The organism is Micromonospora xinjiangensis (assembly GCF_056150165.1).
The window spans coordinates 726551-741838 of sequence record NZ_JAXCFO010000001.1; the positions used below are offsets into that span (position 1 = coordinate 726551).

10 protein-coding genes are annotated in these 15288 nt (G+C 74.4%); 3 read left to right on the top strand and 7 right to left on the bottom strand.

Going from position 1 to position 15288, the window contains the following annotated elements; all coding sequences use genetic code 11:
• Positions 1 to 7: 7 nt before the first annotated feature.
• Positions 8 to 2443, bottom strand: coding sequence for a glycoside hydrolase family 2 protein (locus SM573_RS03475; protein ID WP_474615729.1), 2436 nt, complete (start codon positions 2441 to 2443; stop codon positions 8 to 10).
• Positions 2444 to 2521: 78 nt separating this feature from the next.
• Complete coding sequence (locus tag SM573_RS03480) at positions 2522 to 4888, bottom strand: EAL domain-containing protein (RefSeq protein WP_474615444.1); 2367 nt, start codon at positions 4886 to 4888, stop codon at positions 2522 to 2524.
• Positions 4889 to 5098: 210 nt separating this feature from the next.
• Between SM573_RS03480 and SM573_RS03485 the strand changes: the two genes are divergently transcribed.
• Complete coding sequence (locus SM573_RS03485; protein WP_474613990.1) at positions 5099 to 5476, top strand: PH domain-containing protein; 378 nt, start codon at positions 5099 to 5101, stop codon at positions 5474 to 5476.
• Between the two features lie 90 nt (positions 5477 to 5566).
• Here the strand turns inward: SM573_RS03485 and SM573_RS03490 are convergent, their stop codons facing one another.
• On the bottom strand, positions 5567 to 6493 hold the full coding sequence (locus SM573_RS03490; protein ID WP_474613991.1) for a 2-hydroxyacid dehydrogenase: 927 nt from the start codon (positions 6491 to 6493) through the stop codon (positions 5567 to 5569).
• An 84-nt stretch (positions 6494 to 6577) separates the two neighbouring features.
• On the opposite strand from SM573_RS03490, the gene SM573_RS03495 reads away from it, so the two are divergent.
• Both SM573_RS03495 and SM573_RS03500 read left to right on the top strand, forming a co-directional pair.
• Positions 6578 to 7753 carry a PQQ-dependent sugar dehydrogenase gene (locus SM573_RS03495; RefSeq protein WP_474613992.1) on the top strand — a complete coding sequence of 392 codons (1176 nt, stop codon included), beginning with the start codon at positions 6578 to 6580 and terminating at the stop codon, positions 7751 to 7753.
• Between the two features lie 24 nt (positions 7754 to 7777).
• Positions 7778 to 9403 carry a metallophosphoesterase gene (locus SM573_RS03500; RefSeq protein WP_474615445.1) on the top strand — a complete coding sequence of 542 codons (1626 nt, stop codon included), beginning with the start codon at positions 7778 to 7780 and terminating at the stop codon, positions 9401 to 9403.
• Positions 9404 to 9405: 2 nt separating this feature from the next.
• Here the strand turns inward: SM573_RS03500 and SM573_RS03505 are convergent, their stop codons facing one another.
• The 4 genes from SM573_RS03505 to gatC all read right to left on the bottom strand — a co-directional run bounded on the left by SM573_RS03505 (position 9406) and on the right by gatC (position 15287).
• The gene (locus tag SM573_RS03505; protein ID WP_474615446.1) at positions 9406 to 11766 is read right to left on the bottom strand and encodes a transketolase-like TK C-terminal-containing protein; all 2361 of its coding nucleotides are present in this window, start codon (positions 11764 to 11766) and stop codon (positions 9406 to 9408) included.
• Between the two features lie 150 nt (positions 11767 to 11916).
• On the bottom strand, positions 11917 to 13416 hold the full coding sequence (gene gatB, locus SM573_RS03510; RefSeq protein ID WP_474613995.1) for an Asp-tRNA(Asn)/Glu-tRNA(Gln) amidotransferase subunit GatB: 1500 nt from the start codon (positions 13414 to 13416) through the stop codon (positions 11917 to 11919).
• 13 nt (positions 13417 to 13429) lie between these two features.
• Positions 13430 to 14905: an Asp-tRNA(Asn)/Glu-tRNA(Gln) amidotransferase subunit GatA gene (gatA, locus tag SM573_RS03515; protein WP_474615447.1), complete on the bottom strand. Its 1476-nt coding sequence runs from the start codon at positions 14903 to 14905 to the stop codon at positions 13430 to 13432.
• Between the two features lie 76 nt (positions 14906 to 14981).
• On the bottom strand, positions 14982 to 15287 hold the full coding sequence (gatC, locus tag SM573_RS03520; protein ID WP_474613997.1) for an Asp-tRNA(Asn)/Glu-tRNA(Gln) amidotransferase subunit GatC: 306 nt from the start codon (positions 15285 to 15287) through the stop codon (positions 14982 to 14984).
• Position 15288: the final 1 nt, after the last annotated feature.

A 15288-nucleotide genomic window follows, 5' to 3' on the forward strand; every position in this document is an offset into this window, starting at 1 on the left:
CACAGCCCTAGTTGACCGTACGGAGGACCGGGTGGCTGGTGAGTGCGGGCGGGTCGAGGGGGGCCGGGGCGCGCACGGTGAAGGTGACCGACTCGCCGGGCAACAGGGTCACCAGGGCCTCGTCCACGGTGGCCGCCGGGTGCAGGCGGTCCGGGAAGAGGGTCAGGTCGCGCAGCACCGTGCGGGCGGTGACGTGCACCCGCTGCCCGCCCTCGACGGTTTCGACGGTCGCGTCGCAGCGGGACGCCGGCCAGTCGACGTCCCGGTCCTCGGCGAAGAACCACAGCGCACGCTCCGCGCCGCCCGCCTCGGCCACCAGTAGCTCCCGGGTGGCCTCGTCCGGCCGGGTCAGCTCGGCCGGCAGCGCCACGGTGACCGAGGAGCGCGCCGGCACGGCCAACTCCACGGACGTCTTGCCCCGCGGCTCGCCGGCCAGGGTCAGCCGGGTCACCGCCGCCACCGCCCGCCAGTCGTCGGGACCGTCGTTGACCGCGACCAGGGCGAGCCCGCCGTCACGGGGCTGGACGGTGAGCAGCCGGTCGGCGTACGCGCGGCGCAGCGCGTACCAGAGCGGTTTGCGCCGGCCGTCGCCGTCGATCGCCGACCACGAGGTGACCGGCCAGCAGTCGTTGAGCTGCCAGACGATGGTCCCCGCGCAGACCGGCCGGAGCGAGCGGAAGTGCTCCACCCCGAGCTGGATGGCGCGGGCCTGGTTGAGCTGCGTCAGGAAGTGCCAGTCGTCGAAGTCGCGCGGCACGGGCAGGTGCGCTTCCAGGCCGCGTCGCAACTTCGCGTCCCCGTCGGCCGCCTTCTGGTGGTGTGCCATGCCGGGCGAGTCGTGGGCGAGCGGCTCGTCGGAGAGCGCCCGCCGCAGGGTGGCGTACGCGGGCGGCGCCTGATAGCCGAACTCGGCCACGAACCGTGGCGTGTACGCCCGGTACCGGGTGTAGTCGTCGGTGTTCCAGACGTCCCAGATGTGCGTGGTGCCGTGCGCCGGGTCGTTCGGGTGCAGGTCCTCGCGCCCCGACCACGGGCTGCCCGGCCAGTACGGCCGGGTCGGATCCAGCTCGGCGACCACCCGGGGCAGCAGGTCCAGGTAGTAGCCGCGCCCCCAGGTGCGCCCGGCCAGCGCGTCCCGCCAACCCCAGTCGTGCCAGCCCCAGATGTTCTCGTTGTTGCCGGTCCAGAGCACCAGCGACGGGTGCGCGGCGAGCCGGGTCACCTGCTCCCGCGCCTCGGCCTCGACCTCGGTGCGGAACGGCTCCTCCTCCGGGTACGCGGCGCAGGCGAAGAGGAAGTCCTGCTGCACGAGCAGACCCCGCTCGTCGGCGAGGTCGTAGAAGTCCTCCGACTCGTACCGGCCGCCGCCCCAGACCCGCACCAGGTTGACGTTGGCCTCGACGGCCTGCGTGAGCCGCTCGGCCAGCCGGCCGCGGGTGATCCGGGTCGGGAAGGCGTCGTCCGGGATCCAGTTCACCCCCCGCACGAAGACCGGCACGTCATTGACGTGCAGGGTGAACGCGGAGCCGTGCTCGTCGGGCGCGGTGTCCAGCCGGACCGACCGGAAGCCGACCCGCCGCGACCAGCCGTCCAGAGTGGATCCGTCCCGGTCGTGCAGCGTCACCGTCAGCGGGTACCGGGGCTGCTCCCCGTACCCCCGCGGCCACCAGCGCGCCGGCGCGCGGACGGTGAGGTCGACCACGGCCGTGCGCTGCCCCGCGGCGATCGTCGCCTCGGCGGTCGCGTCCGCGACCCCGGCCCGGACGGTGAGCGGCCCGTCGCCCGCCCGCTCCACCTCGACGTGCACCGTCACGCGGCCGTCGGCCCCGTCGAGGGTCACCAGCGGGCGTACGGTCGCCAGCCGCGCCGTCGACCAGTCGTGCAGCCCGATCTCCTGCCAGATCCCGGCGGTGACGAGGGTCGGCCCCCAGTCCCAGCCGAAGTTGCAGGCCATCTTCCGGATGAAGTGGAACGGCTCCGGGTAGGCGTTCGGACGGTCGCCGAGCCGCTCACGGTGCGCCTGGGCGTAGCGGTAGGCGGAGTCGAAGCGGACGGTCAGCGTGTTGTCACCGGCCCGCAGCAGCGAACGCACGTCGAAGCGGTGGCCCCGGTGCATGTTCTCGGTGCGGGCGACCTCGACGCCGTTCAGGCTCACGGTGGCCACCGTGTCCAGCCCGGCGCAGACGAGGTCCGTGCGATCCGCGGCGGCCGGCTCGTGCCGGAAGCGCGTCTCGTAGACCCAGTCGGTGCGCCCGATCCAGGCCAGCGCACGCTCGTTGTCGTCGAGGAACGGGTCGGGGACGAGGCCGGCGGCGAGCAGGTCGGTGTGCACGCAGCCGGGCACCGTGGCGGGGACCACCTGCCCGGCGACATCCTCGGGCACCTGCGGGCCGGGCACCGCCCTCAGCACCCACCCGTCGTGCAGCGCTCGCTGACCCACGATCTCACCGTGCCTTCCCCCGGGTCCCCGGACTCGGTAACCCTTCCACCGCCGACGCCGGCGGACAACCGCCCTCGGGGGTCAACGGGACGCGGACGGGAACTCCTCGAAGTACGCCTCCACCCGCTCCGCGGTGGCCGGACGGGCCAGCGCGAAGCCCTGCCCGTAGCGGCAGCCCGCCCGGTGCGCGCCCTGCACCTGGGTGGTCGACTCAAGCTCCTCCACCACCACCTCCACCCCGAGCCGGTCGCCGACGTTGACCACCACCTCGATGAGCGGGCGGTGCGCGTCCGGCCCCGGGTCGACGAGGTGGGCGCCCACCTTCAGCAGGTCGATCGGCAGCCGCCGCAGCCGCGCCAGCGAGGCGTGCTCGGCGCCGAAGTCGTCCAGCGCCGTCCGCACGCCGAGCGAGCGCAGCCCGGCCAGCCGGGCGACCACGGTGGACAGTTCGCCGCCGATCCTCGGCTCCGCCACCTCCACCACCAGCCGCTCCGGCGGCACCCCGTACGCGGCGAGGATCGCGCCCGTACGCTGCACGAAGTCCGGCGTCGTCAGCTCGCCCGTGGTGACGTTGACGGCCATCCAGAGCTGCCGGCCGTTCGCGGACCACTCGGCGAGCTGCCGGCAGGCCCGGTCCAGCACCCACCACTCCAGCTCGCCGCCGATGTCCAGGTCCTCGGCGACGGGGAGCAGTTCGGCGGGGAGCACCGTGCCGAGCACGGGGCTGCGCCAGCGCAGCAGCGCCTCGGTGCCGACGGGCTGCCGGTCGCCGAGCCCCAGCACCGGCTGGTAGACCAGGTCCAGCTCGCCGCGGGCCACCGCCCCGGGCAGTTCCCGCTCCAGGTCGAGCCGGCGGACGAGCTGCTCCTCCAGGAACGCGTCGTACCACTCGACCCGGTCGCGGCCGAGCTGGACGGCCCGACGGCGGGCCAGGTCGGCCTGGCGCAGCACGTCCTCGGGGGTGTCCGCGGTGACCTCCGCCAGGCCGATGCTCGCCTGCACCCGCAGCACGCGTCCGGCGAGCCGGTAGGGCTCGACGAGCGCGGCGAGCAGCCGGGTGCCCAACGCGTACGCGAGCACCGGCCCGACCGAGGTGACCACCGCGAACCCGCCACCGTCCAGCCGCGCGAGCAGGTCCCGCCCGCCGACGGCCGACCTGGCCCGGCGCGTCGCCTCGGCCCACAGGTCGTCGCGCAGCACCGGGGAGGCGGTGTCGGGGCCGGGCAGGTGCAACTCCACCGCCAGCAGCGCCCCCGTCGGCGTCGGCGCGCCGCCCAGGGCGGCGAGGGCCCGCAGCAGCGCCGGCCGGTCGGCGAGCGGCGCCACCGGCGCGGTCGCGGCCGGCCGGGCGGTTTCCGGCGCCGCTCCCGACTCCTGCTCCTGCTCCGTCGACCGGCCGGCCGGCGGCCCCGGCGTCGCGTCCGCCGGGCGGCGCGCGCGCTGTCGCCCACCCGGCTCGTCGGGGCTCGTGCCGGCGCCGTCGGGCTCGTCCGGGGCCGCGCCGACGCCGTCCGGCTCGCTGTGCCGGGCGTGCGGGCGGGCGTCACCGGCCCGGAGCAGTTCGCGGAGCACCAGCGGCGGCACCGCCGCGAGAGCGAGGAGCACGGTGGTGGTGTCGGTCGGCAGACCGGCGCCGAGGTGCCGGCCGACGGCCGCCAGCACGGTCACCGCGGGGACCACCGCCCGGAGCCAGGCGGGCGCCGGGCGGGTGACCGCCGCACCAGCGTCGACCGCCCGGACCGCGCCGGCGGCGACGAGCAGCATCCCGACCACCAACGGCGGTACGGCCGCCAGTGCCGGCGCATCCGCCACGGCTCGCGACGGGACGACAGTCAGCAACAGCAGACCCAGCAGGGTGAGCGCCACGCCGCCACGGCAGACGGCCGCGCCCGGACGGCGGTGCGGGCCGGTCAGCGAGGTGAGCCCGGCCATGCCGAGCACTCCCAGCAGCACCGCCGTGGGCAGTCGGACCAGTTCCGGAAGCGCGGAGCGGTGCAGCGACAGCCAGCCCGCGAGGGCCAGCCCCACCGTCGGGGCGCCCGCGTCGGCGAGGCGGCGTAGCCGCACCCGCGCCGGCGGTCGCGCGCGGCCGGGCAGGCGGCGCAGGCCGAGGCCGGCGAGGCCCGCGGTCACGACCAGGCCCACGCCCGCCGCCACTTGGTGCCCGGTGCCCGCCAGCGGCAGCAGGGCCGCGGTCAGCCCGGCCGCCACCACGGCAGCGTCGAGCAGCAGGATGCCGGTGCGGGCCGCCGGTGACCGGACGGCCAGCCGGGAGAGGCGTAGCCCGGCGAGCGCGGCACCGGCGCCACCGGCGAGCGCCACGACCGAGACGACGGCGAGCAGGTGGGCGGTGGCGGCGAGGACGAGGAGCGGGACCGCCGCGAGCACGGCGGCCGCCAGCGCGGCCCGACCTGGGGCCAGGGCGCGGAGAGGGGCGGCGAGGAGCACGGCGGTCGCCTTCGTGAGGGGGCACGGGGGCGGTGCGCGAGGGCGACGGAGGGTGAGTCCGCTGCCCAATGGTCCGGAACGATTGGTGAGGGCTGACGGTTACGTGCCGCACATCCGCCGACGCAGTGACGCTCGTCACCATGGTCGCCGCGAGACCGCCCGGCACCGCCCGGCGCACGCCTGATCCGACCGAGGTGGGATCATCGGAGGGTGAGTAAGCCCGCCACCGTCCGCTTCCGGCACAACCAGGCCCTCCTGGCCGCGGCGATCATCGCCTTCATCGGCGCCCTGCCGCTGGCCAACGCCCGGACGTACCTGCTGCCGGTGCTGCTCGTCCCGCTGGCCGTGGGCATCTGGGCCTGGCGGGCGGGCACCGACGTCGACGCGCGCGAGCTGCGCGTACGGGCGCTCGTCGGGCAGCGCCGGATCGCCTGGGACCAGGTGGTCGAGCTGGCCGCCGATCCGCGCGGGCGCGCCGTGGCCCGGCTCGACGACGGCCAGCAGGTCGTCCTCCCGGCGGTACGCGGCAACGACCTGCCCCGGTTGATCTCCGCCACCGGTCAGGCCCTGCCCGACACCACCGCCTAGGGTCCGTCCTGTCGATCATCGGTGATCAAGAGGTTCGCGTCAGGAATCGGGGCGGGACGCGAACCTCTTGATCAACGAAGCAGAAGTGGGTCAGTAGCCGTCGACCACCGTGTTGATCAGCGGTTCGCCGGCGGCGAACCGGCGCACCTGGTCGCCGACCAGCCGGTACGCGCGCGGAAGCAGCCCGCGCACCGACCCGGCGACGTGCGGGGTGAGCAGCACGTTGGGCAGCTCCCAGAGCGGATGCTCCGCCGGCAGCGGCTCCGGGTCGGTGACGTCCAGCGCGGCGGAGATCCGCCCCGTGGCGAGTTCGGCGACCAGGTCCCCGGTGCGCGCCACCGGCCCGCGGGCGGCGTTGACCAGCAGCGCGCCGTCGCGCATCGCGGCCAGGAACCGCGCGTCGACCAGCCCGCGGGTCTGGTCGGTGAGCGGCACCAGCACCACCACCACGTCGGCCTCGGGCAGCAGCCGGGGCAGCTCCTCGACGCCGTGCACCCCCTGCTCGGGCCGGGCGGTCCGGGCCACCAGGGTGAAGCTGACGTCGAACGGGGCGAGCCGGTCACGCACCGCGGTGCCGATCGAGCCGGCGCCCAGGATCAGCACCCGCTTGCCGGACAGCTCGTCGGTGGGGGCCACGGCGCCGAACGCCCACTCCCGCCGCGCCTGTGCCCGGACGAACGCGGGGAACGCCCGCAGCTGCGCGAGGATCGCGGTCACCACCCACTCGGCGGTCGACGGGTCGTGCACGCCCCGGGCGTCGCAGAGCGTCACGCCCTCCGGCGTCCGGCCGACCCAGGCGTCCGCGCCGGCGGAGAGCAGCTGCACCACCTCGAGGTCGCGCAGCTCGTCCAGGAGTGACGCGGCGTCCGAGTTGGAGAGGAACGGTGGCACCCAGAACCGGACGCCCGCCGCCTCGGAGGGGAGCTTGTCGGGCTGCTCGACGACCTCGACGGTGACCTCCGGGGGCAGCTCACCGAGGAGCGTCAACCCGGCCTCGTGCGGAATCCATACCTTCACGCCCGCCGACTGTAGCCCCCGGCGGCGGCGACCGGACCGCCGCACACCCCGCCTGCGGCCCTCGCTCGGGATACCCTGGGCCGGGTGAGCGCCCGTCCCCCGTACCCCCGCGTCCGCCGCGCCCGTCGGGCACTCGCGGCGTCCTGCGCGGCACTGCTGCTGGCGGCCACCGGATGCAGTTTCGGCGAGCCGGAACCCGACCCGGCGGGTGAGCCGCCCACCTTCCCGAGCCCCTCGACCTCCGCGAGCGAGGGCGGCGCCGGCCAGCAGGTCATCGCCACGGTCCTGGCGAAGGGGCTGCGCGTGCCCTGGGCGATCGGCTTCCTCCCCGACGGCGGCGCCCTGGTCACCGAGCGCGACAGCGGCCGGATCCTGAAGGTCGGCCCCGAGTCCGGGCCGGACGGGCTGCGCGTCACCGTGGCCCACACCGTCACCGACGTGGCGGCGGACGGCGAGGGCGGCCTGCTCGGCATCGCCGTCTCCCCGCAGTACCAGCGGGACCGGACGCTCTTCGTCTACTACACCACCGAGCGGGACAACCGGATCGTCCGGCTCCAGCTCGGCGGAGAGCCGACCCCGATCCTCACCGGCATCCCGAAGGCGGGGATCCACAACGGTGGTGGCCTCGGGTTCGGCCCGGACGGTCAGCTCTACGCGAGCACCGGCGACGCGGGCGACCGCCCGAACTCGCAGGACGTCAAGAACCTCGGCGGCAAGATCCTCCGGATCACCCGGGACGGCAAGCCCGCGCCGGGCAACCCGTTCCCCGACTCGCCCGTCTGGTCGCTGGGGCACCGCAACGTGCAGGGCTTCGCCTGGGACCCGGCCAAACGGATGTACGCCGTGGAGTTCGGCCAGAACACCTGGGACGAGATCAACGAGATCGCCAAGGGGAAGAACTACGGCTGGCCGGAGGTCGAGGGGCGCGGCGACGACAAGCGTTACGTGAATCCGATCACCCAGTGGCCGACCTCGGACGCCTCCTGCTCCGGTCTGGCCGCCGTGGACCGGCTTCTGGTCACCGCCTGCCTGCGCGGCAAGCGGCTCTGGGTGGTCGAGCTGACCGACACCGGCAGCGTGCTCGGCCAGCCGCACGAGCTGCTCACCGACCGGTACGGACGACTGCGGGCCGTCGCCAAGGCGCCCGACGGGTCCATCTGGGTGACCACCTCCAACCACGACGGGCGAGGGCAGCCGGTTCCGGAGGACGACCGGATCCTGCGACTGGTCTTCGCCGACGGCGGCGCCGGACGAAGCTGATCCGAGCGAGACACAATCGTCAGCATGGACGGGGAGCGGAACGAGCAGCACGCCGCCGGGGACGCCTCGGTGGCGGGCCGGCGTCGCTGGTCGCCGCGGCGCGGCGCGGCGCCGGCCGGGTGGCGCGGCCCGCTGCGCATGGCCGGTGTGACCCTCGCCGTGCTGGTCGTCACCCTGGCCGGTGTGGTGCTCGGCGTGTTCGCCGGCGGTCGGGTCGACACGGACATCGGGCCCTTCCAGGCGACCCTCACCCTCTCCCCCGACACCGCGGGGGGCACCACCGTCGACATCCCGCCGCTGGGCGCGCTCCTGCTGGACAGCCACGACGGGCCGACCCACCTCACCGTCCGGTTGGGGGCGCTCGACCAGACCCGCACCGAGGCACTGATCGACGATCCGGCGAGCATCCAGCGGGCCAGCGTCTCCGCCGTCGAGGACGTGCGCGCCGGGATCATGCGGCTCGGCCTGCGTACGGTCGCCTCGGCGGTGCTGGCCACGCTGCTCCTCGCCGGGCTGGTGTTCCGGAACGTCCGCCGCACCGCCTGGGCGGGCGGCCTGGCCCTCGTCGTCACGGCGGGCAGTCTGGGTGCGGCCGCGACCACCCTGCGCCCCCAGGCGATCGAGGAGCCCCGCTACGAGGGGCTGCTGGTGAACGCGCCGGCGATCGTCGGTGACGCGCGGCGCATCGCCAACGACTACACGCGCTACGCCGAACAGCTCCAACGTCTGGTGGGCAACGTCAGCCAGCTCTACACCACCGTCTCCGGGCTGCCGGTGTTCGAGCCGGCGCCCGACACCACCCGGGTGCTGCACGTGTCGGACATGCACCTCAACCCGACCGGGTGGCAGCTGATCCGCACGGTGGTGGACCAGTTCGATATCGACGTGGTGATCGACACCGGCGACATCACCGACTGGGGCAGCGAGCCGGAGGCGTCCTTCGTCGGCTCCATCGGCGTGCTGCGCAAGCCGTACGTCTACATCCGCGGTAACCACGACTCGGCCCGGACGGCGGCGGCGGTGGCCCGTCAGCCGAACGCGATCGTGTTGAACAACTCGACCGCCACGGTCGCGGGGCTGACCATCGCCGGAATCGGCGACCCGCGCTTCACCCCGGACAAGAACACCTCGCCGGCCGGCAGCGGGATGACCCAGCAGGTGGCCGACCAGGTCATCGGGTCCGGCGAGCAGCTCGCCGAGACGATCCGCAAGTCCCCCCGCCCGGTGAACATCGCGCTGGTGCACGACCCGGCGTCGGCCGGGCCGCTCTCCGGCACCTGCCCGCTCGTCCTGGCCGGGCACACGCACACCCGGCAGGTCTCGAAGCTGCCGCAGCTGCCCGGGCAGATGCCGACCCAGCTCATGGTGGAGGGCTCCACCGGCGGCGCCGGGCTGCGCGGGTTGGAGGGCGAGAAGCCCACCCCGCTGTCGATGAGCGTCCTGTACTTCGACAAGGACAAGCTGCTCCAGGCGTACGACGACATCACGGTGGGCGGCACCGGCGAGGCCCAGGTGAACCTGGAACGGCACGTCATCCAGGATCCGAAGGCCGGAGACGAGGTGCCCGTCACCCCGACACCGAGCCGGGGCGGGCCGGTCTCCCCCACCCCGAGCGGGAGCCCGACGGCGACGCCGAGCCCCACCCGCTGAGGTCAGCGGCGCAGTGCGAGCGCCGCCAGAGCGGCGTTGACGATGCTGCCGGGGAGCAGGTCGTGCAGTTCGTACAGCTCGGCGACGCTGCCGGACTGGCCGAACTCGTCCACCCCGAGCGGCACCGCCGGCACGCCGAGCGCGGAGCCGAGCCAGGCCATCGCGTGCGACGCCGCGTCGTGCACGGTGACCAGCGGCGCCCGGTCGTCGAAGGCGGAGCGGAGCGCCCCGGGCACGCTCGGCACGGTCGCCGTACGCACACCCTGGCGGAGGGTGCGCTGCCAGGCCCGGTAGATCCGGTCCAGGGAGGTCACGTCCACGACGTGCGCGGCGACGCCCTCCTCGGCCAGCTCCGCGGCGGCGGCCAGCACCTCGGGCAGCACCGCCCCGGACGCGGCCAGCTGCACGACCGGCGCGTCCGCCAGGTGCGGGTACGCCTGGTGGGCGTCGACCAGCCGGTACGCACCGGCGACGACCTGCCGGCGCAGCACCGCGTCGCCGAACCGGGCGCGCGCCGCCTCGAACGGCGCCTGGTCGACCGGGCGGGTGCTGAGGCGGAAGTAGTACGCCCCGTCCTCGGCCGGCGCGGCCGTCGCCGACGGCGCCGCGCCGGCCGCGATCTGGCCCAGCGCGTCGCAGAGCAGCCAGTCCAGGGTCACGGCGTACGCCGGCTCGATGAACGTCACGCCGGGCAGCTCCAGCCCGACGGAGGCGGTGATGGTCGACTGGTGTGCCCCGCCCTCGGGGGCGAGCGTGATCCCGGACGGGGTGCCGGCGACCACGAACCGGGCACCGGAGTACGTGCCGTAGAGGAACGCGTCCAGGCCGCGCAGCACGAACGGGTCGTACACGGTGCCGACCGGCAACAGCGGCTGGCCGGACAGGTCCCAGGCCAGGCCGAGCTGGCCCAGCAGCAGGAACAGGTTCATCTCCGAGATGCCCAGCTCGATGTGCTGCCCGGACGGGGTCTCCGTCCAGCGCAGCATCCGGTCCTCCGTCCAGGAGCGCTGAGCGGTCGGGGCGAACACCCCGGTCTTGTTGATGAACCCGGCCAGGTTGGTGGAGGTGGCGACGTCCGGGGCCGTGGTCACCAGGTAGCGGCCCACCTCCGGGTCGCGGGCAAGGTCCACGAGGACCCGGCCGAAGACCTCCTGGGTGGAGATCGGCTTGGTGGCGCGTATCCGGGTGGTCTCCGGGACGGTGACCCCCAGCGCCCGCTCGCGCGGCGGTCGGGACAGCGCCTCCCGGCGCTCACCGGCTCGGATGCCGGCCGGCGTCGCCGGGTCCAGCCGGTCCCACTCGGTCTCCGGGGTCAGGCCGTGCGCGGCGCGCAACGCGTCGACCTGCTCGGTGGTGAGCAGGGCGGAGTGGTTGCGCGGGTTGCCGGCGATCGGCAGCCCCCACCCCTTCACCGTGTACGCGAAGACCACGCTGGGCCGGTCGGTGACGGCGTCGCACTGGGCGTACGCGTCGAGCAGCGCCGCGAGGTCGTGCCCGCCGAGGTCGGTGACGAGCGGGCCCAACTCGTCGTCGGGGATGTCGGCGATGAACGCGGCGACCGCCTCGGGCGCGCCGTCGAGGAACCGCTTGCGCAGCTCCGCCCCGGCGAGCCCGAACAGCGACTGGTACTGCTCGTTGGGCATCGCGTCGATCCAGTCCCGCAGCGCGGACCCGCCCGGCCGTTCGTACGCCGCCGCGAGCCGGCGGCCGTACTTGACCTCGACGACATGCCAGCCGGCCGCCTCGAACTGCCCCCGCCACTGGTTGATCCGCACCCCGGGCACCACCCGGTCCAGCGACTGGCGGTTGAAGTCGACAAGCCACATGACGTCACCGAGACCGGTGGTGGCCGGGTCGGCGACGGCCTCCCAGATGTTGCCCTCGTCCAGCTCCGCGTCGCCGATCAGCGCGATGAACCGGGACCGGGGCCGGGGGCCGAAGTGCGCGTCGACGTACCGCCGGGTGGCCGCCGCGAACAGCGGCGCCGCCGCGCCGAGCCCGACCGAGCCGGTGGAGAAGTCGACGCCGTCCGGGTCCTTGGTGCGCGACGGGTACGACTGGAGGCCGCCGCGGGCCCGCAGCCGGGTGAGGTAGGAGCGGTCCAGGTTGCCCAGCAGGTACTGGATGGCGTGGTACACCGGCGACGCGTGCGGCTTCACGGCCACCCGGTCGGCGGCGTCCAGGTGCGCGAACCAGAGCGCGGTCATGGCGGTGACCAGCGAGGCGCTGGACGCCTGGTGCCCGCCGACCTTCACCCCGTCGCCGGTGTCCCGGTCGTGGTTGGCCGCGTCCACGATCCGCGTCGCGAGCCAGAGCACCCGCCGCTGGATCTCGTCGAGGACGTCGAGGTCGTGCTGGTTCACGGTGGCTCCATCCGGGCGTCGCCGTTGACGCCCACGGGGGTCCCCGACGGCCCCCGGCGTCGACCGTGGGTGTGCGGGCGTCTCACACTGCCGCTCACCACACGGTCGACGGGGTCCGGCCGGGAGTGGGGGTTGGGGGTGGGGTGGGGGTCAGCCCTGGGCGCCCAGGCGTTGCAGGATCAGCTCCCGGACGGTCTTGGCGTCGGCCTGGCCGCGAGTGGTCTTCATGACCGCGCCCACCAGGGCGCCCGCCGCCGCGACCTTGCCGCTGCGGACCTTCTCGGCGATGTCCGGGTTGGCGGCGATCGCCTCGTCGACGGCGGCGGTGAGCGCGCCGGTGTCGGAGACCACCTCCAGGTTGCGGTTGGTCATGATCTCGGTCGGCGAGCCCTCGCCGGCCACCACGCCCTCCAGCACCGTCCGGGCCAGCTTGTCGTTGAGCTTGCCGGCGTCGACGAGGCCCTGGAGCTCCGCGACCTGTGCCGGGGTGGCCCCGACGTCGGCCAGCTCCACGCCGGTCTCGTTGGCCCGCCGGGACAGCTCGCCGAGCCACCACTTGCGGGCCGCGGCCGGGGTGGCACCGGCGGCCACGGTCTGCTCGATCAGCTCCACCGCGCCGGCGTTGAGCACCGACTGCATGTCGAGGTCGGACAGGCCCCACTGCTCCTGGAGCCGCCGCCGGTGCACCCGGGGCAGCTCCGGCAGGGCCGCCTTCAGCTCGGCCACCCACGCCGGGTCCGGCGCGAGCGGCACCAGGTCCGGCTCCGGGAAGTACCGGTAGTCGGTCGCCGTCTCCTTCGAGCGGCCCGGCGTCGTGTCGCCGGTGTCCTCGTGGAAGTGCCGGGTCTCCTGGGTGATCCGGCCACCCGCGTCGAGCACCGACGCCTGGCGCAGCATCTCCGAGCGGACCGCCCGCTCCACCGACCGCAGCGAGTTGACGTTCTTCGTCTCGGTCCGGGTGCCCCACTCCTCGCCGGGGAGGTTCAGCGACGTGTTCACGTCGCAGCGCAGCGAACCCTCCTCCATCCGGACGTCGGAGACGCCCAACGAGCGGATCACGTCCCGCAGCTCGGTGACGTACGCGCGGGCCACCTCGGGCGCGAGCGCCCCGGTGCCGGGGATGGGCTTGGTGACGATCTCGACGAGCGGGATGCCGGCCCGGTTGTAGTCCACCAGCGACTCGGTCGCGCCGTGGATGCGGCCGGTGGCGCCGCCCACGTGCAGCGTCTTGCCGGTGTCCTCCTCCAGGTGCACGCGCTCGATGCCGATCCGCACCGTCTCGCCGTTCACCTCGACGTCCAGGTAGCCGTCGACGCAGAGCGGCTCGTCGTACTGGCTGATCTGGAAGTTCTTCGGCATGTCCGGGTAGAAGTAGTTCTTCCGGGCGAACCGGCACCACTGCGCGATCGAGCAGTTCAGCGCGAGGCCGATCCGGATCGTCGCCTCGACGGCCGCCTTGTTCGCCACCGGCAGCGAGCCGGGCAGGCCCAGGCAGACCGGGCAGACCCGGGTGTTCGGCTCGCCGCCGAAGTCGGTGGGGCAGCCGCAGAACATCTTCGTCCGGGTGCCCAGCTCGACGTGGGTCTCCAGGCCGATCACCGGTTCGTAGCGCGCGACGACGTCGTCGTACGAGGGCAGTGTCGTGGTCATCGGAGCTCCTGCCTCACAGTGCCGGTGGGGTGAACGTGCCGACGGCGCTCTCCAGCGCGGCGGCGACCCGGTACATCCGGTCGTCGGCCATCGTCGGCGCCATGACCTGAAGACCGACCGGCAGCCCGTCGGACAGGCCGCACGGCACCGAGATGCCCGGCCCGCCGTACAGGTTCGTCGGGATGGTGAACAGGTCGGCGAGGTACATCTGGTACGGGTCGGAGGTGCGCGCGCCGATCGGGAACGCCACGAACGGGGTGGTCGGCGAGATCAACGCGTCCACCTGCTCGAACGCCGCCGTGAAGTCGCGGGTGATGAGCGTACGGACCTTCTGGGCCTGCCCGTAGTAGGCGTCGTAGTAGCCCGACGAGAGCGCGTACGTCCCGATCATGATCCGGCGCTTGACCTCCGGGCCGAAGCCGGCCTCGCGGGTCAGCGACATGACCTCCTCCAGCGACCGGTTGCCGTCGTCGCCGACCCGCAGGCCGAACCGGACGCCGTCGAACCGGGCCAGGTTGGAGGAGCACTCGCTGGGCGCGATCAGGTAGTACGCCGGAAGCGCGTACTTGAAGTGCGGGCAGGAGACCTCGACGATGTCGGCGCCCAGCTTGGTGAGCGTGTCGACGGCCTCGCGGAACGCGGCGAGCACTCCCGGCTCGGCGCCCTCACCGGCGAACTCGGTGACGATGCCGAGCTTCACGCCGCTCAGGTCGCCGGTCGCGCCGCGCCTCGCGGCCGCCACCACGTCCGGCACCGGCTGCGGGATCGAGGTCGAGTCGCGCGGGTCGTGCCCGCCGATGGCCTCGTGCAGCAGCGCGGCGTCCAGCACCGTCCGGGCGCACGGGCCCGGCGTGTCCAGCGACGAGGAGAAGGCGACGAGCCCGTAGCGGGAGGTGCCGCCGTAGGTCGGCTTCGCCCCGACGGTGCCGGTGACCGCGCCGGGCTGGCGGATCGAACCGCCCGTGTCCGAGCCGATCGCCAGCGGCGCCTCGTACGCGGCCAGCGCCGCGGCGCTGCCACCACCCGAGCCGCCCGGGATCCGGCTCAGGTCCCACGGGTTGTGGGTCGCGCCGTACGCCGAGTACTCGGTGGAGGAGCCCATCGCGAACTCGTCCATGTTGGTCTTGCCGAGCATCACCGTGCCGGCCGCGCGCAGCCGCTCGACGATCGTCGCGTCGTACGGCGGACGCCAGCCCTCCAGGATCTTGGAGCCGACGGTGGTCGGCACGCCCCGGGTGGCGAGCACGTCCTTCACGGCCACCGGCACGCCCGCGAGCGGGCCGAGCGGCTCACCGGCCGCGCGACGCTCGTCGACGGCGCGGGCCGCGGCGAGGGCGCCCTCGCTGTCGACGTGCAGGAAGGCGTGCACCCGGTCGTCGACCGCCGCGATCCGGTCGAGGTGGGCCTGGGTGACCTCGACGGCGGAGGTCTCCCCGTCGGCCACCAGGGCGGCGATCTCCGCCGCGGTCTTCGTGGTCAGGTCGCTCATGCCGCCGCCTCGCTTCGCTCACCCGCGCCGTGCCGCGACGGCGCGCCGGTCGTGCCGATCCGCTCGCTGCGCCCGCTCATGACGCCAGGTCCTCGTTCAGGATCCGGGGGACGCGGAACCGCTGGTCCTCGGCGTCGGGCGCGCCCGACAACGCCTCCTCCGGGGTCAGGCACGGCGTCTCGACGTCCTCACGCAGGACGTTCGTCAGCGGCACCGAGTGCGAGGTCGGCGGGATGTCCGCGGCGGCGACCTCGCCGACCTGGGCGACCGCCTGGAGGATCACGTCGAGCTGGCCCGCGAAGGTGTCCAGCTCCTCCTCGGTGACGGCGAGCCGCGACAGGCGCGCGAGGTGCGCGACCTCCTCGCGGGAGATGGCGGCCATC